Annotated in this window: 17 protein-coding genes; 6 read left to right on the top strand and 11 right to left on the bottom strand. The window is 70.1% G+C overall.

Translation table 11 applies throughout. The annotated features are described in order from the left end of the window. Positions 1 to 179: 179 nt before the first annotated feature. Both KS03_RS15020 and miaB read right to left on the bottom strand, forming a co-directional pair. Entirely contained in the window at positions 180 to 1,238 is a 1,059-nt protein-coding gene (locus KS03_RS15020) for a PhoH family protein (protein ID WP_015876965.1), read from the bottom strand. Positions 1,239 to 1,267: 29 nt separating this feature from the next. Then, positions 1,268 to 2,641: a tRNA (N6-isopentenyl adenosine(37)-C2)-methylthiotransferase MiaB gene (gene miaB / locus KS03_RS15015; protein WP_015876964.1), complete on the bottom strand. Its 1,374-nt coding sequence runs from the start codon at positions 2,639 to 2,641 to the stop codon at positions 1,268 to 1,270. Positions 2,642 to 3,045: 404 nt separating this feature from the next. Between miaB and KS03_RS15010 the strand changes: the two genes are divergently transcribed. Continuing rightward, a complete protein-coding gene (locus KS03_RS15010) occupies positions 3,046 to 3,702 on the top strand; it encodes a helix-turn-helix domain-containing protein (protein ID WP_015876963.1) in 657 nt (218 codons plus the stop codon). Positions 3,703 to 3,738: 36 nt separating this feature from the next. On the opposite strand, the gene KS03_RS15005 is transcribed toward KS03_RS15010, so the two are convergent. The 4 genes from KS03_RS15005 to glpD all read right to left on the bottom strand — a co-directional run bounded on the left by KS03_RS15005 (position 3,739) and on the right by glpD (position 8,596). After that, the gene (locus tag KS03_RS15005) at positions 3,739 to 4,425 is read right to left on the bottom strand and encodes an HAD family hydrolase (protein WP_015876962.1); all 687 of its coding nucleotides are present in this window, start codon (positions 4,423 to 4,425) and stop codon (positions 3,739 to 3,741) included. A 189-nt stretch (positions 4,426 to 4,614) separates the two neighbouring features. Next, the gene (locus KS03_RS15000) at positions 4,615 to 5,331 is read right to left on the bottom strand and encodes an MIP/aquaporin family protein (RefSeq protein WP_015876961.1); all 717 of its coding nucleotides are present in this window, start codon (positions 5,329 to 5,331) and stop codon (positions 4,615 to 4,617) included. A gap of 117 nt (positions 5,332 to 5,448) precedes the next feature. Next, the gene (gene glpK / locus KS03_RS14995) at positions 5,449 to 6,951 is read right to left on the bottom strand and encodes a glycerol kinase GlpK (protein WP_015876960.1); all 1,503 of its coding nucleotides are present in this window, start codon (positions 6,949 to 6,951) and stop codon (positions 5,449 to 5,451) included. A gap of 112 nt (positions 6,952 to 7,063) precedes the next feature. Next, complete coding sequence (gene glpD, locus KS03_RS14990) at positions 7,064 to 8,596, bottom strand: glycerol-3-phosphate dehydrogenase (protein ID WP_015876959.1); 1,533 nt, start codon at positions 8,594 to 8,596, stop codon at positions 7,064 to 7,066. 178 nt (positions 8,597 to 8,774) lie between these two features. On the opposite strand from glpD, the gene KS03_RS14985 reads away from it, so the two are divergent. Next, on the top strand, positions 8,775 to 9,137 hold the full coding sequence (locus tag KS03_RS14985) for a hypothetical protein (protein ID WP_015876958.1): 363 nt from the start codon (positions 8,775 to 8,777) through the stop codon (positions 9,135 to 9,137). A 220-nt stretch (positions 9,138 to 9,357) separates the two neighbouring features. Here the strand turns inward: KS03_RS14985 and KS03_RS14980 are convergent, their stop codons facing one another. Both KS03_RS14980 and KS03_RS14975 read right to left on the bottom strand, forming a co-directional pair. Beyond that, positions 9,358 to 9,555 carry a phage tail assembly chaperone gene (locus KS03_RS14980; RefSeq protein WP_015876957.1) on the bottom strand — a complete coding sequence of 66 codons (198 nt, stop codon included), beginning with the start codon at positions 9,553 to 9,555 and terminating at the stop codon, positions 9,358 to 9,360. Positions 9,556 to 9,875: 320 nt separating this feature from the next. Then, a complete protein-coding gene (locus KS03_RS14975) occupies positions 9,876 to 10,655 on the bottom strand; it encodes a DeoR/GlpR family DNA-binding transcription regulator (RefSeq protein WP_015876956.1) in 780 nt (259 codons plus the stop codon). A 220-nt stretch (positions 10,656 to 10,875) separates the two neighbouring features. Between KS03_RS14975 and KS03_RS14970 the strand changes: the two genes are divergently transcribed. The 3 genes from KS03_RS14970 (at position 10,876) to KS03_RS14960 (ending at position 14,252) form a co-directional block, all read left to right on the top strand. After that, positions 10,876 to 12,516 (top strand): gamma-glutamyltransferase family protein, encoded by a 1,641-nt coding sequence (locus KS03_RS14970; protein ID WP_015876955.1) that lies wholly within the window; start codon positions 10,876 to 10,878, stop codon positions 12,514 to 12,516. A gap of 361 nt (positions 12,517 to 12,877) precedes the next feature. Further along, positions 12,878 to 13,705 carry a ferritin-like domain-containing protein gene (locus KS03_RS14965; protein WP_015876954.1) on the top strand — a complete coding sequence of 276 codons (828 nt, stop codon included), beginning with the start codon at positions 12,878 to 12,880 and terminating at the stop codon, positions 13,703 to 13,705. Then, complete coding sequence (locus KS03_RS14960) at positions 13,689 to 14,252, top strand: hypothetical protein (RefSeq protein ID WP_015876953.1); 564 nt, start codon at positions 13,689 to 13,691, stop codon at positions 14,250 to 14,252. The genes KS03_RS14965 and KS03_RS14960 overlap by 17 nt, the downstream gene beginning before the upstream one ends. A gap of 158 nt (positions 14,253 to 14,410) precedes the next feature. On the opposite strand, the gene KS03_RS14955 is transcribed toward KS03_RS14960, so the two are convergent. The 3 genes from KS03_RS14955 to KS03_RS14945 form a co-directional block, all read right to left on the bottom strand. Continuing rightward, positions 14,411 to 15,838 (bottom strand): DEAD/DEAH box helicase, encoded by a 1,428-nt coding sequence (locus KS03_RS14955; RefSeq protein WP_045678850.1) that lies wholly within the window; start codon positions 15,836 to 15,838, stop codon positions 14,411 to 14,413. Between the two features lie 130 nt (positions 15,839 to 15,968). Continuing rightward, positions 15,969 to 17,273 carry a c-type cytochrome gene (locus KS03_RS14950; RefSeq protein ID WP_015876951.1) on the bottom strand — a complete coding sequence of 435 codons (1,305 nt, stop codon included), beginning with the start codon at positions 17,271 to 17,273 and terminating at the stop codon, positions 15,969 to 15,971. Positions 17,274 to 17,292: 19 nt separating this feature from the next. After that, positions 17,293 to 18,054 (bottom strand): c-type cytochrome, encoded by a 762-nt coding sequence (locus KS03_RS14945; protein ID WP_015876950.1) that lies wholly within the window; start codon positions 18,052 to 18,054, stop codon positions 17,293 to 17,295. Positions 18,055 to 18,500: 446 nt separating this feature from the next. Between KS03_RS14945 and KS03_RS14940 the strand changes: the two genes are divergently transcribed. After that, the gene (locus KS03_RS14940) at positions 18,501 to 19,433 is read left to right on the top strand and encodes a CopD family protein (protein WP_015876949.1); all 933 of its coding nucleotides are present in this window, start codon (positions 18,501 to 18,503) and stop codon (positions 19,431 to 19,433) included. Positions 19,434 to 19,591 lie beyond the last annotated feature (158 nt).

Below are 19,591 nucleotides of genomic sequence, written 5' to 3'. Positions count from 1 at the left end.
GCTGTTTCGCCCTCCCGGCAGGCCGGCAGGCGTGCCGCGGCAGGCTTGGGCAACCCGCCGAAACGCGGCGCCCGGGCCGCCGCGCCGCGCCGGCGCGGCTTCGCGCCGGCGCGGCTGCCGGCGGCCGCCCGCCTGCCGTGACGGACGGTCGCGCCGCGACGGCGAAGCGGGCGCGCCGCTCAGTCGTCCTGGCGCTGCGCGTGGAACTCGTCGTAGGCCTCGACGATCCGCGCCACCAGCGGATGGCGCACCACGTCGGCGCTCGTGAAGCGCGTGAGCGCGATGCCGCGCACCTGGCCGAGCACCTGCTGGGCCTCGACGAGGCCGCTCTTGTGGCCGCGCGGCAGGTCGATCTGGGTGGTGTCGCCGGTGACCACCGCCTTCGAGCCGAAGCCGATCCGCGTCAGGAACATCTTCATCTGCTCGGGCGTGGTGTTCTGCGCCTCGTCGAGGATGATGAACGCATGGTTCAGCGTGCGCCCGCGCATGTAGGCGAGCGGCGCGATCTCGATCATCTGGCGCTCGAACATCTTGGCGGTCTTGTCGAAGCCGAGCAGGTCGTAGAGCGCGTCGTAGAGCGGGCGCAGGTACGGATCGACCTTCTGCGAAAGGTCGCCTGGCAGGAAGCCGAGCCGCTCGCCGGCCTCGACGGCCGGCCGCGTCAGCACGATGCGCTTGACCTGGTCGCGTTCGAGCGCGTCCACCGCGCAGGCCACGGCGAGGTAGGTCTTGCCGGTGCCGGCCGGCCCGATGCCGAACGTCACGTCGTGCGAGAGGATCTGCTTCAGGTACTCGCGCTGCGCCGGGGTGCGGCCGCGCAGGTCGGCGCGGCGCGTGTAGAGCTTCGGCGCCGGCTCTTCGTCGGGCGGGGCGGCCGGAGCCGCGGCGGGCTCGTCGAACGGGTGGTCGGGGCTGCCGCGAAAGCGCACGTCCGGCGCGTCGTCGCCCAGGCCGCCGCCGTCGCGCCCGCTGCCCGGGTGACGCGCCTCGACCAGCGCGAGCTGGATGTCGTCGAGCGAGAGCGGATCGCGCGCGCGGTTGTAGAAGTTTTCCAGGGCGGCCAGCGCAAGCTTCGCGCCGCGGCCGCGGATCGCGATCCGGTGGCCGCGACGCTGCAGCGTGACGTCGAGCGCCTGCTCGATCTGCCGAAGGTTCTCGTCGAGCGGACCGCAGAGGTTCGCGAGGCGCGCGTTGTCGTCACGCGGCGCGGTGAATTCCAGGGCTTGGGTGGCTTTCAAGGTTGCGTCGGCTTCCTTCGGTTGGGCGCTCAGTGGCTGGCCGTGCTGGCGTCGTCGTGGGCCAGCACGAGTTCGCCGCGCAGCGAATGCGGATAGGCATGGTTGATCCGCACGTCGATCATCTGGCCGATCAGCCGCGCGTGCGAGGCCAGCGGTGCCGGGAAGTTGACCACGCGATTGTTCTCGGTGCGTCCCGCCAGCTCGTTCGGGTCCTTGCGCGACGGGCCTTCCACGAGAATCCGCTCGACCCCGCCGACCATCGACGCGCTGATATGCGCGACGTTCTCCTCGATGGTGGCCTGCAGATGTTGCAGGCGTTTGAGCTTGACCTCGCGCGGCGTGTCGTCGTGCAGGTTGGCGGCCGGCGTGCCGGGGCGCGGGCTGTAGATGAACGAGAAGCTGGTGTCGTAGCGCATCTCGTGGACGAGCGCCATGGTCTTGTCGAAGTCGGCCTCGGTCTCGCCGGGGAAGCCGACGATGATGTCGGTGGACAGCGACAGGCCGGGGCGGATCGCGCGCAGCTTGCGGATCAGCGACTTGTATTCGAGCACCGTGTAGCCGCGCTTCATCGCCATCAGCACGCGGTCCGAGCCGTGCTGGACCGGCAGGTGCAGATGGTTGACGAGCTTCGGCACGCGCGCGTAGACCTCGAGCAGGCGCTGCGTGAATTCCTTCGGATGCGAGGTGGTGTAGCGGATCCGCTCGATGCCGGGCAGGTCGGCCACGTACTCGATCAGCGTGGCGAAATCGGCGATCTCGGTCGAGCCGGCCGTCAGCGCGCCGCGGTAGGCGTTGACGTTCTGGCCCAGCAGCGTGACTTCGCGCACGCCCTGGTCGGCGAGCCCGGCGATCTCGGTCAGCACGTCGTCGAGCGGGCGCGAGACCTCGTCGCCGCGCGTGTAGGGCACCACGCAGTAGCTGCAATACTTGCTGCAGCCTTCCATGATCGAGACGAACGCGCTCGGGCCCTCCACGCGCGCGGGCGGCAGATGGTCGAACTTCTCGATCTCGGGAAACGTGATGTCGACCTGCGAGCGGCCGCTCGCGCGGCGCGCGTCGATCATCTTCGGCAGCCGGTGCAGCGTCTGCGGGCCGAACACGAGGTCCACGTAGGGCGCGCGCGCGACGATCGCCGCGCCTTCCTGGCTCGCCACGCAGCCGCCCACGCCGATGATCAGCCCGGGCTTGGCTTCCTTCAGCTCGCGCACCCGGCCGAGATCCGAGAACACCTTTTCCTGGGCCTTCTCGCGCACCGAGCAGGTGTTGAACAGGATCACGTCCGCGTCTTCGGGCCTGTCGGTCTTTTCGAGCCCTTCGGCGGCGTTGAGCACGTCCACCATCTTGTCCGAGTCGTACTCGTTCATCTGGCAGCCGAAGGTCTTTACGTAAACTTTTTTCGTCATCTGGGGTTCGCCGTTCGCAGTGGTTGACCTGGGGGCGTCGTTGCGGGGGAATCGGGACGGTCCGGGCGGCCCGCGCCCGGTTGCGCTGCCGGCCCCGCGCCGGCGGGACCGCTTCGCCGGGGTGGAGCGGAAGGCGCCGCGAAAAAGGGCCGCATGGTGGCCGCGCGGGCCGGCCGGAGCCGTCTGGAAAACCGTGCATTATAGCTTTTCGAAGGCCGGATCGCCGGTGCGGGAGACGGCGCCGGGCGCGATGGCGGTGCCGATCGCGCCCGGCGCGGCGGGTGAACGACTCCTTCGCGATACTGATAACAGTGTGAAGATAACTTCGTTTGCCGCCGAAAACCGTGGTGCTAGGCTTGCCGCCAATCGAGTTCGCTGCGCGCCAGGCGCGCTGGAGGCTACCCATGCATTCGCCCCTCGCGCTGGTGCGCGACCCCTCGCCGGCCGACCCGGCCGCCGCCGCGCCGGCGGAATCGTTCGATGCGCTGGAGCGGCTGGTCGGCCTGAATCTGGCGCGGCTGCGCGCCGAACGCCAGCTCTCGCTCGACGCGCTGGCGCGCCTGTCGGGCGTGTCGCGCGCGATGCTCGCGCAGATCGAGTCGGCGCGCAGCGTGCCGTCGATCAAGGTGCTCTGCAAGGTCGCCGCGGCGCTGAAGGTGTCGGTGGCCGCGTTCCTGCGGCGCCACGCGGTGCTCGGCTTCGAGCATCTGCCGGCCGAGCGCGCGGTGCGCGTGGTCGGCTCCAGCGGCCGCTTCTCGTCGCGCGCGCTGTACCCGGAGGGGGAGCCGGCCGCCGCCGAATTCCACGAGCTGCGGGTCGCGCCGCTGCACACCGAGACGGGGGCGCGCCGCGCGCCCGGCACCACCATCAACCTGGTGGTCAGCGAGGGCACGCTGGAGCTGGCCGTCAACGATCGCCGCCAGTTGCTCGCCACCGGCGACGCGATCGTGTTCGACGCCGACCAGCCCTACACCCTGCGTAATCCGGGCGACTCCGAGGCGCGCGCGTTCCGCGTCACGATCAACGCGGAAGTGCCGCCGCGCTGGGATCTGCCGCAATAGGGCGGGCGGCGGTTCGCGCCGCCGGGCGGGCTGCCGCTACGATTGCACGTCGCCGAATTCGCCGCGCATGCCGGCCTCCACGAGCGCCGGCAATTCGCGCATGCTGCGCACGATCCGCGTGATGCCGGTCGCGCGCAGCACGCTCTCGTAACCATCCGGAATGTGGCTCGCGCCGACGAACGCGATCGTCTTCATGCCGGCCGCGCGCGCGGCGGTCAGCCCCGACAGGCTGTCCTCCACCACCACGCAGCGCGCCGGTTCGACGCCGAGCGTGCGCGCGGCGAGCAGATAGACGTCGGGGTAGGGCTTCGGCCGCGCCACCTGGTCGGCGCTGAACACGCGTTCGCCGAACACGTCGGTGAGCGCGGCGCGCGCGAGCGAGTTGCGCACGCGTTCGCCGCGTGCGTTGGATACCACGGCGGCCGGCAGCGGGATGCGCAGCAGCGCGTCGCGCACCCCCGCGATCGGCGCGAGCGTGCGCGCGAGTTCGGCCTCGGTGGCGCGATCGATGGTGGCGACGAAGCCTTCCGGCATGCGGATGCCGTGGCGCGCCTCGACCGAGGCGAGAAACAGCGAGGTCTTCTGGCCGAACGCGGCGGCCGCGTCGGCGCTGAAATCGAGCGAGGGAAACGTGGCGCCGAGCACGTCGAGCAGCACGCGGTCGGCGATCACTTCACTGTCGACGAGCACGCCGTCGCAGTCGCAGATCAGATGGTCGAGCATGGCAAGCGGCAGGGCGCGGACAATCGCTGAGTTGGGCGAATCGCCATCATACGTGCTTTCGCGGCGCGGCCCGGGCAGCCCGCGCGCGCCGCGCAGGCACCGATGCGTGGCACGTTGGGAGGGACCATGAAAGACGGCGCACGCGAGCCGGACGACCCGCGTGCCCCGTGCTGTTGCGGCAAGCTGCGCTCAGTGCGTCCGGTGCAGGGCCAGGTAGAGGCAGGCCGCCGCCGCGCCGCCCGCGAGCGGGCCGAGCACCGGAATCCAGGCGTAGCGCCAGTCGCTGTCGCGCTTGCCGGGGATCGGCAGCAGCGCATGCATGATGCGCGGCGACAGATCGCGCGCCGGGCTCATCGCATAGCCGGTCGGGCCGCCGAGCGAGATGCCGATGCCGAGCACCAGCAGCCCGACCGGCAGCGCGTCGAGCGCGCCCAGCCCGACCTGCGGGGCCGCCAGATACAGCACGCCGAGGATCAGCACGAAGGTGCAGATCGCCTCGGTCAGCACGTTGTGCACGACGCTGCGGATTGCGGGCGCGGTGCAGAACACGGCCAGCTTCAGGTCGGGGTCGGCCTCCTTGGCGAAATGCTGGCGATAGGCGAGCCATACCAGCAGCGCGCCTGCCATCCCCCCCAGCATCTGCGCGGCGATGTAGCCGCCGACCTTCGACCACGCGAACTTGCCGGCCAGCGCGAGACTGATCGTGACGATCGGATTCAGGTGTGCGCCGCTGAACTTCGCGGTCACGTAGACGGCCACGAACACGGCCATCGCCCAGCCCATCACGATGACGATCAGGTCGGCGCCGCGACCTTTCGTTTTCGCCAGGAGCACGTTCGCGACCGCGCCGTTGCCGAGCAGCACGAGGATTGCCGTGCCGATGAACTCCGCAATATAAGGTGACATTTGGGTGTCTCTCTACCAATGCGGCGGACTCGCGCGCTGCACGGTCCGCCTGCTCGTTATGAATCGTGGTGGTGTTGCCCGCTGCCGGCCGCCGCGGTCGTGCGGCGGACCCGCAGTTTACTGCGCGTCGTCGGCCCACGCCTTGGCGGCGCGCACCGCGCGCTGCCAGCCGGCCAGCGCCGCGCTCACCTCGTCGGACGGCAGCGACGGCGAGAAGCGCCGGTCGAGCTTCCACTGGCTGCGCACCTCGTCGATGTTCTGCCAGTAGCCGGTGGCGAGCCCGGCGAGATACGCGGCGCCGAGCGCGGTGGTTTCGGTGATGCGCGGGCGCACCACGTCCACGCCGAGCAGATCGGCCTGGAACTGCATCAGCAGGTTGTTCGCGCTCGCGCCGCCGTCCACGCGCAGCTCGCCGATGCTGATGCCCGAATCGGCTTCCATCGCCGCGAGCACGTCGAGCGACTGGTAGGCGATCGCGTCGAGCGCGGCGCGCGCCAGGTGCGCATCGGTGGTGCCGCGCGTGACGCCGAACAGCGAGCCGCGCGCGCGGGCGTTCCAGTGCGGCGCGCCGAGCCCGGCGAAGGCCGGCACCAGATAGACGCCGTCGGTGTGCGGCACGCTCGCCGCGAGCTTCTCGATTTCGGCGGCCGACTTGATGATGCCGAGCCCGTCGCGCAGCCACTGCACCACCGCGCCGGCGATGAAGATGCTGCCTTCGAGCGCGTAGTTCACCTGGTCGCCCACCTGCCAGGCGATGGTCGTGACGAGGTTGTTGCTCGACTCGATCGGCGTGTCGCCGGTGTTCATCACGAGGAAGCAGCCGGTGCCGTAGGTGTTCTTCACCATGCCCTTGGTGGTGCACATCTGGCCGAACAGGGCCGCCTGCTGGTCGCCCGCGATGCCGGCCAGCGGCAGTTTCGAGGCGAACACGGTGGTCTTGGTGTGGCCGTAGACCTCGGACGAGGCGCGCACCTCGGGCAGCATGCTGCGCGGGATGTCGAGCGCGGCCAGCAGCTCGTCGTCCCATTGGCGCGTGTGGATGTTGAACAGCATGGTGCGCGACGCGTTGGTCACGTCGGTCACGTGCAGCTCGTGCTTGGTGAAGTTCCACACCAGCCAGCTGTCGACGGTGCCGAACGCGAGCCGGCCCTGGCGCGCCTTCTCGCGCGCGCCCTCGACGTTGTCGAGGATCCAGCGGATCTTGGTGCCCGAGAAGTAGGAGTCGATCGGCAGGCCGGTCTTCGCGCGCACCATAGCTTCCAGGCCGTCGGCCTTCAGCGCGTCGCAGAAGTCGGCGGTGCGGCGGTCCTGCCATACGATCGCGTTGTAGATCGGCTGGCCCGTCTCGCGGTCCCAGACGATGGTCGTCTCGCGCTGGTTGGTGATCCCGATCGCGGCGATCGCGGTGCCGTTGAGGCCGACTCGCGTGACCGCCTCGGCGGCGACGCCGGCCTGCGTCGACCAGATCTCGTGCGGGTCGTGCTCGACCCAGCCCGGGCGCGGATAGATTTGTTCGAACTCCTTCTGGGCGATCGATACGATGTTGCCCTGGCGATCGAACAGCATCGCGCGTGAGCTCGTCGTGCCCTGGTCGAGTGCGAGGATGTATTGATCCTGCATCTGTCTCATCTCCATTTGGTGCGTAATTGTGATCCGCATCGCCCTGGTGGCGGCGCGTGCTGCTGTCGCTGCCGCGCGGCGCGCCCCTCGGCGCCCCGCGCGTTTACTGCCTTCAGTGGGCGGCGGGGACGGCCTGCCGCGCGCCCGCGAACCAGGCGTCGAGCGCCGCCGTGACTGTCTCCAGCGTGCCGGGCGCGACGTGCAGCCCGAGCTTGCTGCGCCGCCAGAGCACGTCGTCGGCGCAGGTGGCCCATTCGGTGTCGCGCAGATAGCGCAGCTCGGCCTCGTAGAGGCCCGGCGCGACGGCCGCGCCGAGGCCGGCGAGCGAGGTGGCGCCGGCGATCACGCGCTCGGCGCGGGTGCCGTAGGCGCGCGCGTAGCGCTGCGCGAGCGCGGCCGGCAGCCAGGCATGGCGTTTCGCGAAATCCGCTGCGAACGGCGCGAAGCGCGCGCCGGCGATGTCGCCGCCGGGCAGCGGCCGGCCTGCCGTCCAGGCCGGCGCGGGCGCGCCGAGCGCGTCGCACAGCATGCCGGTGGCTTCCTCGGCGAGCTTGCGGAAGGTGGTGATCTTGCCGCCGAACACCGACAGCAGCGGCGCGCCCGGGCCGTCGTCCATCTCGAGGCGGTAGTCGCGCGTGACGGCGGACGGATTGTCGGCGTTTTCGTCTTCGAGCAGCGGGCGCACGCCCGAGTAGGTCCAGCGCACGTCGGCGGGCGAGATCTTCTGCTTGAAGTAGCGGTTGATCGAGTCGCAGAGATACTGCGTCTCGGCGCCGTCGATCGCGACCTTCGACGGATCGTCGTGGTACTCCACGTCGGTCGTGCCGATCAGCGTGTAATCGTGCTCGTAGGGAATCGCGAAGATGATCCGCTTGTCCGGGTTCTGGAAGATGTAGGCGTGGTCGTGGTCGAACAGCTTCGGCGTGACGATGTGGCTGCCCTTGACGAGCCGCACGCTGTGGCGCGCCTCGCGGCCGAGCGCGCCGTGCAGCAGCGAGCCGACCCATGGGCCGGCCGCGTTCGCGATGGCGCGCGCCTTTACCTCGAAGCTGGAGCCGTCGGGCCGCTGCAGCTGCGCGCGCCAGGTGTCGCCGTCGCGCGAGGCGGCGGTGAGCCGCGTGCGCGTGAGGATCTCGGCGCCACGTTCGCGCGCGTCGAGCGCGTTGAGCACCACCAGCCGTGCGTCTTCCACCCAGCCGTCCGAGTAGACGAAGCCGCGCCGGATCGAATCGACCAGCGGCGCGCCGGCCGCGTGGCGTTGCATCGTGATGCCGCGCGAGCCGGGCAGCAGCTCGCGCTTGGCCAGGTGATCGTAAAGGAACAGGCCGAGCCGGATCAGCCAGGCCGGGCGCAGGTTCGGCATGTGCGGCATGACGAAGCGCAGCGGCCAGATGATGTGCGGCGCCGCGCGCAGCAGCGTCTCGCGCTCCTGCAGCGCCTTGCGCACCAGCCCGAACTCCTTGTATTCGAGGTAGCGCAGACCGCCGTGGATCAGCTTGGTGCTCGACGACGAGGTGTGCGACGCCAGATCGTCCTGTTCGCAAAGCAGCACGGACAGCCCGCGCCCGGCGGCATCGCGTGCGATGCCGGCGCCGTTGATACCTCCGCCGATCACGAGTAGGTCGTAGCGAGTCTGTTCAATCACCTGCGGGCCTCTCTCCATTGTTCGAACTAAAATTTTCGAATTCGAAATTTAATGAACAAAAGCGAAAAAGTAAAGTTCTTTTAAGCAGGGCGGGAACCGGAGGGCGGTTGCGGCGCGGCATGGCGCGCGCCGCGATCCCGAACGATACTGGCGGAATTGTCGACACCGAGGAGGGAACATGCGTCAGATCATGCTGGCGGGAGCGTTCGCGCTGCTGGCGGGATGCGCGGGAATGCCGAGCTTCGGCCCCGGCCCGTCGCTCGATGCGCTGCAGCGCGCCTGCGGCGAGCCGCACGACTATGGCGGCGACGCTCCGGCCGTCCAGGCCGCGTTGCAGGACGCCTGGGTGGCCCAGCGCCACCGCGGGCTCATGCAGGCGCAGTATTGCGGGTTCGCGAACGCGCTCGCGGCGCACCATGCGGCGCTCGGCGCCCGGCCCGGCGCCGCCGCGCGGGAGCAGTGGGTGAATTATCTGAACGAGCAGCGCGCGCAGGCGATCAGCTGGCGCTCACGGGTCGATCCGACGCTGCGCGGCGGCTGAGCCGCGCAGCGCGCCGGCTGGCGGGGGGCGCCGATCGGGCGCGACGCGCCTGGGCGGCCCGTGCGCCGTGCCACGCCGACGAGGGCGCCACCAAGCGCGGCACGAACGGCGCATGCCGGCGAGCGCGGTGGCGCGGCTGGCGCATTGGCCATGGCAGAAGGGTGAGGGCGGCGGTGCCGCAATACGCGCGGGCCGCCGTCCGGATACGGCGGCCCGCGGTTCAGGAGTAGCGGACCTTGATCGAGCGCAGCGCGGCGTCGCCGCTCTCGGTGACGCAGTATTTGCGGCCCGAACCCAGCGCTTCCAGCCGGACCAGTTGCTGCTCGAGCAGCGCATCCAGCTCGTCGCGGTCCATTTCGGCCTGGTCGGGCGCATCCTTGACGAGCAGCAGGGTGGCGAATTCATGCGGACTTAGCATCGTTCTCTCCAGACAAACCATACTTCTCACGGCCGGACGATTCCGGGGCGCGTTACCCAGCAAGGCTGGCGTGGGGGAATTAAGCTTCACGCCGGCACGCGTGGCACACGGGCGGCGGGGATTCGGAGTGTAGTCAAGCTCGGGCCGAATACCAAATGTGGCCCTAAAAATTTTCCGATTGACAATTCGTCACAATTAAAGCGATCGAGGCAGCGCGCCAACTTCTTGATTTCACTTCAAGTTCACGCTGCGACGCAGCACGGCGCGCGCGCTGCCGGCGGGGGGATCGCCGTGCGCGCCGCCGCGCGCCAGGGACGGGTTCAGTCGGCGATGTAGACCTGCGTGCCGGCCGCGGCGATCGTATCGCCCATCTCGGCGGGCAGCGCCTTGTCGGTGAACAGCGCGTGTACCTGCGACAGGTGGCCCTGACGCACCAGCGCGGGGCGCCCGAACTTCGAGTGGTCGGTGACGAGATAGACGGTGCGCGCGTGCTGCATGATCGCCTCGGCGACGCGCACCTCGCGCGTATCGAAGTCGCGCATCGTGCCGTCGGTCTCGATCGCCGAGGTGCCGATGATCGCGTAGTCCACCTTGAACTGGCGGATGAAGTCGATCGCGAGCTCGCCGACGATGCCCTTGTCCCAGGGCCGCACGATGCCGCCGGTGATCAGCACCTCGCACTCGGGATAGCCGCTCATCATGCTCGCCACGTTCAGGTTGTTGGTGACCACCCGCAGGCCGCGGTGGCGGTTCAGCGCGCGCGCGACCTCCTCGGTGGTGGTGCCGAGATTGATGAACAGCGACGCCTGGTCGGGGATGTGCGAGGCCGCCAGCGCGGCGATGCGGCGTTTCTCGTCGTGGAACATGCGCTGGCGGGCGCTGTACGAGACGTTTTCCGAGCTGGTCGGCAGGCTCGCGCCGCCGTGATAGCGGCGCAGCAGGTTCAGGTCGGCGAGCCAGTTCACGTCGCGGCGGATCGTTTGAGGCGTCACGTCGAAGTGCGTCGCGAGATCGTCGACGGTGACGAAGCCGTCGCGCTGCACCCATTCGAGCAGTTCCTGCTGGCGGGCGTTCAGCGACAGGCGGGGGTCTCGTGTCATGTTCGTTCGAAGGCTCGGGAAGCGGGTTCCGTATTGTAAGCAATGTGCGCGAACGAACATTCCGTTTTCGCGCGCGCCCGCCCGATACCGATGCCCCGCTTGCTCCGCGCGCGCATTCGCGCTGCAATGGCGCTTTGTCGCCTGCGGCAATCGCTTGCCTTGCCGCGCGCCCTTTCTGTTGTCGGCCGTGTTCGCACGTCCATTCCACCGGAGCCGCAGCATGACCCGCTTCAACTGGCAGAACCCCTATCCCACCGTCCGGCAGCCCGTGTTCGCCCGCAATCTGGTCTCGACCTCGCACCCGCTCGCCGCGCAGGCCGGCCTGCGCATGCTCTGGCAGGGCGGCAACGCGGTGGACGCGGCGCTCGCCGCCGCCGCCGCGCTCACCGTCGTCGAGCCGGTCTCGTGCGGACTCGGCGGCGACGCGTTCGCGCTGGTCTGGGACGGGGCGACGCTGTCGGGCCTCAACGCCTCGGGCGTCGCGCCCGCGGCCTGGAACCCGGACTATTTCCGCCGCCGCCATGGCGAGGACGGCAACGGCCACGCGCGGCAGCCCGAGCGCGGCTGGGATACGGTGACGGTGCCGGGCGTGGTCGCGGGCTGGGAGGCGCTGCACGCGCGCTTCGGCTCGCTGCCGTTCGCCGACCTGCTCGCGCCGGCCATCGAACTGGCCGAGCGCGGTCATGCGGTGGCCTCGATCGTGGCCCAGAAGTGGGCTGCCGCGGTGCCGGCGCTGCACGACCAGCCCGGCTTCGCGGCGGCGTTCCTGCCGCGCTCACGCGCGCCGGAGGTGGGCGAGCGGGTGGTGATGCCAGGCCACGCCCGCACGCTGCGGCTGCTCGCGCGCGACGGCGCGCGCGCCTTCTACGAGGGCGAGCCGGGCGCGGCGCTGGCCGCGTTCGCGCGCGAGACGGGCGGCGCGCTGACGGCCGAGGACCTGCGGGCCTGGCGCCCCGAGTGGGTCGAGCCGATCGGCAAGTCGTTTCGCGGCCACACGGTGCACGAGATCCCGCCGAACGGGCAGGGCATCGCGGCGCTGATCGCGCTCGGCATCGTCGAGCGCTTCGACCTGGCCGGGCTGCCGCTCGATTCGCCCGAGGCGCAGCACGTGCAGATCGAGGCCATGAAGCTCGCGTTCGCCGACGTCTACCGCTACGTGGCCGATCCGCGCGCGATGGAGGTGACGCCCGAGGCGATGCTCGACGATGCCTACCTGGCCGAGCGGGCGAAGCGCATCAACCTGTCGCGCGCGACGCATGTCGAGCACGGCAGGCCGCGCGCGGGCGGCACCGTCTACCTGTCGGCTGCCGACGAGCGCGGCATGATGGTGAGCTTCATCCAGTCGAACTACATGGGCTTCGGCTCGGGCCTGGTGGTGCCCGGCTACGGGATCGCGCTGCAGAACCGCGGCCACGGGTTCTCGATGGACCCGGCCTCGCCGAACGTGGTGGCGGGCGGCAAGCGGCCGTTCCATACCATCATCCCGGCCTTCGTCACGCGCGAGCGCGACGGCCGCCGCGAGGCGGTGATGAGCTTCGGCGTGATGGGCGGCGACATGCAGCCGCAAGGACACCTGCAGACCCTCGTGCGCATGCTCGGCTATGGGCAGCAGCCGCAGGCCGCCTGCGACGCGCCGCGCTGGAAGGTGAACCGCGATTTCACGCTCGACGTCGAGCACACCCTCGACCGCGGCGTGGTGGCCGCGCTCGAGGCGCGCGGCCACCGGCTGCAGTCGATCGCCGATCCCTACATGGACTTCGGCTCGGGCCAGTTCATCTGGCGGCTCGACGCCGACGATCCCGAGCGCGGCTACGTGGCCGCCAGCGACAGCCGTCGCGACGGGCTCGCGGCCGGCTTCTGAGCGCGGCCGCGTGTCGCGTCCCGGCCGCATCGGCGCGCGGCGCTGCCCCGCCGCGCGCGCGCGGGGCCTGCGGCATGCGCGCCCGGTGCCGCCTGGTCCGGATGCCGATTTCGCAGATTTCAATGGAATGACCGGCAAGCTTCGAATTACCTGTCAGTTATGGGCGGTCGGCGGCGCGGAACTGCAACGTGCGGGTACGGTCAGTGCTGGATGCACATTCAGTCAACTCCGGCTAAGATAAGCGGATCCAGATCGAATAATTCAATTCATACCCGCTTCGCCTGACAGGCTCGCGGCGGCACCGGCAGGACTGACGCCGGCCGCTGCGCCATGCCGGGACGAGGCGTTTGGGAGCCATACGATGCTGGCCGAAACGAAACACGTGATGCCCTGGCGCATCGAAGACATCGACCTCACGCGGATCGACCGCGCGAAAGCCGCCGCCGACGAGGATCTGCTGCTGCTGCTCTGCGCGGCCTCGTTCATCGAGAGCGGGTCCGATCTCTACACGAGCAATCTGAGCCAGTTCTTCGGCGAGGATCCCGAAGTGGCCACCTGGCTCAACGAGCAGTGGGAGCATGAGGAACTGCAGCATGGCCGCGCGCTGAAGGCCTACATCGGCTACGTATGGCCGGAATTCGACTGGGATCTCGCGTTCCGCAATTTCTTCGACGAATACTCGAAAATGTGCTCGCTCGACGCGTTCGAGAAGACGCGCGCGCTCGAGATGGTGGCGCGCTGCGTGGTGGAGACGGGCACCGCCACGCTGTACCGGGCGATCAACGAGTGTTCGCAAGAGCCGGTGCTGAAGGAAATCACCAACAACATCCGTACCGACGAAGTGCGTCATTACAAGCACTTCTTCAAATATTTCAAGAAGTACAACGAGATCGAGGGCAACGGCCGGCTCGCCGTGCTCGGCGCGCTGACGCGCCGCGTGCTCGAAATGCGCAACGAGGATTCGGAAGTCGCGCTGCGCCATGTGTTCGCGGTGCGCTATCCGGACCGCGTCGGCGACGCGGCCTACGTCCGCGAGCGCACCCATCGCGTCAACACGCTGGTGCGGCGCAATCTGTCGGCCGACATGTGCGTGAAGATGCTGCTGAAGCCGCTCGACCTGCCTTCGAAGATCCAGCCCGGCGTGCAGTATCCGCTGACGAAACTGACCCAGCATGTGTTCTTCCGCTGATCGCGGTGCGGCGCCGGCCGGCCGCCACGCGCTCGAGCGCTGGCAGTTCGAGCGCTGGCCGCCGGCTTGCCTCGCGCTGTTCGACGGCGAGGCGCTGGCCGACAAGGCGGGCTTTTCGGCTTCGCTGGTGGTGGTCGAGCGCGGCGTCGAGCCGCCCGAGGCGCGTACCACGCTGCTCGGCGTCGGCGAATTGTATGCGAGCGATCCGGCGACGCTGTTCATCGCCCTCTGGCCGGGTTCGCGCGCCGCGCGGCTGCTGGCACAAGAGCGCGCGGCGATGCTGAGCTTCGTCGCCGACGCTGCGTTCTACCAGGCGCGGCTGCGCGTGAGGCCGGCCGGCTTCATTGGCGACGGCCCGGCCGACGACGGCTCGGCGCTGCCGGGGCTGGCCTGCTTCCGGGCCACGCTGGCGGGCGGCGAGGCGCAGCGCGTGGCCTACGCGCGACTGACCTCGGGCATCGCGTTCGAGCTGGAGGACGGCGGCGAGGCCGTGCTCGCACGCTGGACCCGGCAGATCGAGCAGATCCGGCTGATCGCGGCGGCGTGACCGGCCCCGGCCGCGGCGCTTGCCTGCGGCCGCTTGCGGCCCTTCCATCCTCGGGCCGACCCTTCCGAAGCCAAAAAAAGCGGGGAGCGCGACGCCGTCGATGCGTCGCGCTCCCCGTCTGTCACGATCGGCTGGCGCGGTGAAAAACCGCGCGCGGCTCAGCGCCCGCGCTGGCTGCCGCCGCTGCCGCGTCCTGAGCGGCTGCGATTCGCCGGCTGCGCACCGTTGCCATTGCCGCCGCCCGCTTGCGGCCTGGCGGCAGGCTTCACGGCCGGCTTCGCAGCACCGCCGCCCGCGGCCTTGACCGGCCTGGCGGCGGGCTTCGCGGCGCCCGACTGGCCGCCGTCGCGGCGCGCCGCCTGCGGCTTGCCCTGTCCGCCGCCCTGCGGCTGGCGCCCGCCGCCGCCGCCGCTGCGGCGCTGGATCGGCTCCGGCTTGGCGTTCGGATCGGGCTCGAAGCCGGCGATCACCTGCTGCGGAATCTCGCGCTTGATGAGCCGCTCGATGTCGCGCAGCAGCGGCTTCTCGTCGACGCAGACCAGCGACACCGCCTCGCCGTTCGCGCCCGCGCGGCCGGTGCGGCCGATCCGGTGGACGTAGTCTTCCGGCACGTTCGGCAGCTCGTAGTTGACCACGTGCGGCAACTGGTCGATGTCGATGCCGCGCGCGGCGATGTCGGTCGCCACCAGCACCTGCAGCGTGCCGGCCTTGAATTCGCTGAGCGCGCGCGTGCGGGCCGACTGGCTCTTGTTGCCGTGGATCGCGAGCGCGCTGATGCCGTCCTTGGTCAACTGCTCGGCGAGCCGGTTCGCGCCGTGCTTGGTGCGCGTGAACACCAGCACCTGAAACCAGTTGTGCTCGCGGATCAGGTGGGTGAGCATCTCGCGCTTGCGGTCGCGGTCCACCGGGTGGATCTTCTGGGCGATCGTCTCGGCGGTGGTGTTGCGGCGCGCGACCTCGATCAGCGCCGGCGAGTCGAGCAGGCTGTCGGCGAGCGCCTTGATCTCGTCGGAGAAGGTGGCCGAGAACAGCAGGTTCTGGCGCTTGGCCGGCAGCTTCGCCAGCACGCGCTTGATGTCGTGGATGAAGCCCATGTCGAGCATGCGGTCGGCCTCGTCGAGCACCAGGATGTCGAGCTGCGAGACGTCGATGGTCTTCTGCTGCATGTGGTCGAGCAGGCGCCCGGGGGTGGCCACCACGATGTCGACGCCGCGCTTGAGCGCGTCGATCTGCGGATTGATGCTGACCCCGCCGAACATCACGGTGGAGCGCAGCTTCAGGTACTTGCCGTAGGCGCGCACGCTTTCCTCGACCTGCGCGGCGAGTTCGCGGGTGGGCGTGAGGATCAGCGCGCGCACGGCGCGCTTGCCGTTCGCGTTGGCGGGCTGGAACGCGTTCAGGCGCTGCAGGATCGGCAGCGTGAAGCCGGCGGTCTTGCCGGTGCCGGTCTGCGCGCCGGCCAGCAGGTCGCCGCCGCCGAGCACGGCCGGGATTGCCTGGGTCTGGATCGGGGTCGGTTCGTTGTAGCCGAGTTCGTTGACGGCTCGCACGAGGGGTTCGGCGAGGCCGAGGGAAGCAAAAGACATAAACTCTCTTGGTGTTCAGGAAGGCAGCGCCGCCGCCCAGGTCGGAGCGGCGGGCGTGCCGTCGTACAAAAAACAAAAGGGCGCGGCCCGCGGTTGCCCGCGGCCACGCCCCGTGGTTGTGAACCGTCCGTCAGTCGAGCGGCGCGGATCTCAGATCGCTGACCTGCTGCGGTGAAATCGGCGAACCGTTGTTGCCCCAGGCCGATCGAATATACGACACGACTGCTGCAACCTCTTGATTCGACAGGGCTTGCGCGAACGGCGGCATCCCGTATGGACGCGGATTCCGGAACGTGCTCGGCGGGTATCCGCCGTTCAGCACCATCCGGATCGGGTTCACTGCAGACTCCATCATAATCGAATGGTTCTGCGCGAGCGGCGGATACGCCGGCGGCTTGCCCTGACCGGACGCGCCGTGGCAGGTCGCGCAGTTGTCCGCGTAGAGCTTGCGGCCCTGTTCCAGCAGCTGGTTGCCGAACTGCTGCGAGGTCTCGTACTGCAGGTGCGACGGCGCCTCGCCCTTCTGCGGGATCGACTTCAGGTAGATCGACATCGCCCGGGTATCGTCGTCGGTCATGTATTGCAGGCTGTTGTGGACCACGTCGGCCATCGGCCCGAACACGGCGCCGCGATTCGACACGCCGGCCTGCAGCAGGTCCGCGAGTTCCTGCACGTGCCAGTCGCCGAGGCCGAACTCGGTGTCGTTGGTCAGCGACGGCGCGTACCAGTTCTGCAGCGGGATCAGGCCGCCCGCGAAGGCCGAGGAACTGACCGGCGCGCCCATCAGGTTGATCGAGGTATGGCACATGCTGCAGTGGCCGAGCCCCTCCACCAGGTAGGCGCCGCGGTTCCATTCCACCGACTTGGTCGGATCGGGCCGGAATTCGCCCTCCTTGAAGAACAGCGTGCGCCAGCCGATCAGCAGGTTGCGGTTGTTGAACGGGAATCTCAGCTCGTGCGGGCGGTTCGGCTGGTTGACCGGCGCGACCGAGCGCAGGTAGGCGTAGATCGCGTCCGAATCGGCGCGCGAAACCTTGGTGTAGCTCGTGAACGGGAAGCCCGGATAGAGCAGGCTGCCGTCCTTCGAGCGGCCCGTGTGCATCGCCCGGTAGAAGTCGTCCGCGCTCCACTTGCCGATGCCGTACCGCGGGTCGGGCGTGATGTTCGGCGTGTACATGGTGCCGAACGGCGTCGGCATCGCGAGGCCGCCCGCGAACGGCTGGCCGCCGCGCACGGTGTGGCAGGCCACGCAGTCGCCGATCCGCGACAGATACTCGCCCTTCTTGACGAGCGCGGCGTTCGAGGCGTCGCCCTCGGTGGCGGCGCGGGCGGAGGTGCCGAACAGCTTCGCGGCGCCGGGCCAGAACACCGGGGCGAGCGTCGCGGCCGCCGCGAGCAGCACGGCGCAGAAGGCATACAGGGACTGGCGTTTCATGGCGTCTGTCTCCTGGGTCTCATTGCGGTTCGCTGCCGCACGCGAGCGGCAGCTTCAGCGAGCGGGCCGCAGCCGGCACCGGATTGGCCGGCGCGGGCTGCGCGGCGAGCCACGCGGTCACGGCGGTCACGTCGTCGTCGGTGAGGCGCGTGGCGATCTCGTGCATGCAGTCGGGCGCCTTCGCGCGCCGGTTGCCGGAACGCCAGGCGCCGAGCTGCGCGCTCAGGTAGTCGCTGTGCAGGCCGACGAGGCCGGGGATGGCGGGCTGCATGCCGGTCAGCGCGCTGCCGTGGCAGGCCACGCAGGCCGGGACCGAGCGCGCGGCGTCGCCGTGCATGGCGAGCGCCTTGCCGCGCGCCAGCACGTCGTCGGACACGCTCGGCGTGGCCGGCGCCGGATAGGGCGGCCGCAGGTTCGAGAAGTGGGCGGCGATCTCGTGCAGGTAGTCGTCGCTGAGGTAGGTGAGCAGGTAGTTCATCGGCGGATACTTGCGCCGCCCGTCACGGAAATTCATCAGCTGGTTGTACAGGTACTCGACGGGCTTGCCGGCCAGGCGCGGGAAATAGTCGTTGTCGGTGCCCTGGCCCTGCGCGCCGTGGCAGGCGGTGCAGCCGCGCACGCGCTCGGCCATGGTGTCGGGCGCCTTCAGCGGCGCGGCGCCGGCGGTGCCGGCCGGGGTGGCGTGAGACGGGGGATTCTGGGCCCGCGAGGGGAGCGGCAGGCAGGCGGCGCCGATCGACAGGGCGGCCAGCAGGGCACGGAAGACACGCATTGAAGACACGAGAGGCTCCAATTTTTTATATCGTCGGGGACCTGGCCGGCTGCGCCGGCTCGGGCTTTGACTACACGTGTTTCGGCAGCCCATCTCCGGTCGGCTGCGCTGCGAAGTTTAGCATCGATGCCCGACGCGGGCGAACCGCCCGACGGCCCGCCTCGCAGGCGCTCGGCGCGATAACAACAGGGCGGCGGCGCGCGCCTGCAGGAATTCCGGGCTTTTTGACGAACCCTCGCGCCGCTTCGCGATCGAAGCCCGTACACTCGCTACTCGCGCGCCGCCGGCCAGCACCAAGCCGGACCGGGCGATCGTTCCCACTCCGAAATGCCGATTCACGTGCCGATGTTCCCGAACCTTCCCGTACCCGATTTACCGCCTTACAGGTTTTCCCCGATTCCCTCCGCCGCGCGGCTGCGCGCGGCGTGCGAGCCCGCCGTGCGGGAGGGCGCCCGATGACGTTCGACAGCCTCTGGACCGGGCAGGTCGCGATGGCCGCGCTCGCGCAGATCGCCTTCGCGATGGCGGTCGGCTCGCTGCTGTTCGGCGCCTGGCTCGGCGCCGAGGGCGGCCGCGCCAAGGTTTCGCCGGCCCATTACGCGTGGCGCCGCGCGCGCGGCTCGCTGAGCCTGGCCGCGCTGGTGCTCGGGCTGGCCGAGCTCGGCTGGCTCGTCTACGAGGCGGCGGCGATGAGCGGTGCGGGGCTGGGCGGCGCGTTCGGCGCGCTGCCGACGGTGCTGGCCGACACCCACGTCGGGCACGCATGGAGCTTGCTCATGCTCGGCGCGCTGGCGCTGCTGGTGCTCGCGTGGCTGCGGCCCGCCGGCCCGGCGGGGGGCGCGCTGCTCTGGCTCGCGGTGCTGGTGGTGGCGGCCGGCCAGGCCTCGATCGGCCACGCGGCCGACGCGGGGCCGTGGTCGCCCGCGGTGCTGGTGCAGATGCTGCACGTGCTCTCGACGGCGGTCTGGGGCGGCATCGTGCTGGCGGGCTGGATGGCCGTGCTGCCGGCGCTGGGCGCCTCGATTGCGCGCGGCGCGCTGATCCGCGTCGCGCAGCGCGTCTCGCGCGTCTCGATGGCGGCGGTGCTGGCGGTGCTGGCCAGCGGCGCGTTCAACGCGTGGCGCGGCACCGGCGGCTCGCTGGCCGTGCTCGACGCGAGCCCCTGGGGCCGCGTGCTGCTGCTCAAGCTGGTGCTGGTGGCGCTCGCGCTCGTGCTGGGCGGGTTGAACCGGTTCTCGGCGCTGCCGCGGCTGCGCCGCACCGCCGCGACCGCGGACGCGCGCACCTTCACCAACGTGCTCTATCTCGAGGCGATTGCAATGATCGGCGTGTTCGTGGCGGCGGCCGTGCTCGCCTCCATCGTGCCGGGCTTCGCGGCGATGCGGTGAGCGCCGGCGCACGGCGCCGCGCGGCCGCGCCGCGCCGGTTCGGGTAGCATGGCGCCGTGGCCGGCATCGGGCACGGATCGTGCCGCGTCGGCCGCGGCCGGTTCGGTGCGCCGTGCCGGATGGTCCCGGCCCGCCGGACATGAAGGGGAGAACACGAG

The organism is Burkholderia glumae LMG 2196 = ATCC 33617 (assembly GCF_000960995.1).
In the GTDB taxonomy this organism is placed as follows: Bacteria; Pseudomonadota; Gammaproteobacteria; order Burkholderiales; family Burkholderiaceae; genus Burkholderia; species Burkholderia glumae.
The sequence above is the reverse complement of the archived record's forward strand: the minus strand, read 5'-3'. Positions and strand labels throughout refer to the sequence as shown.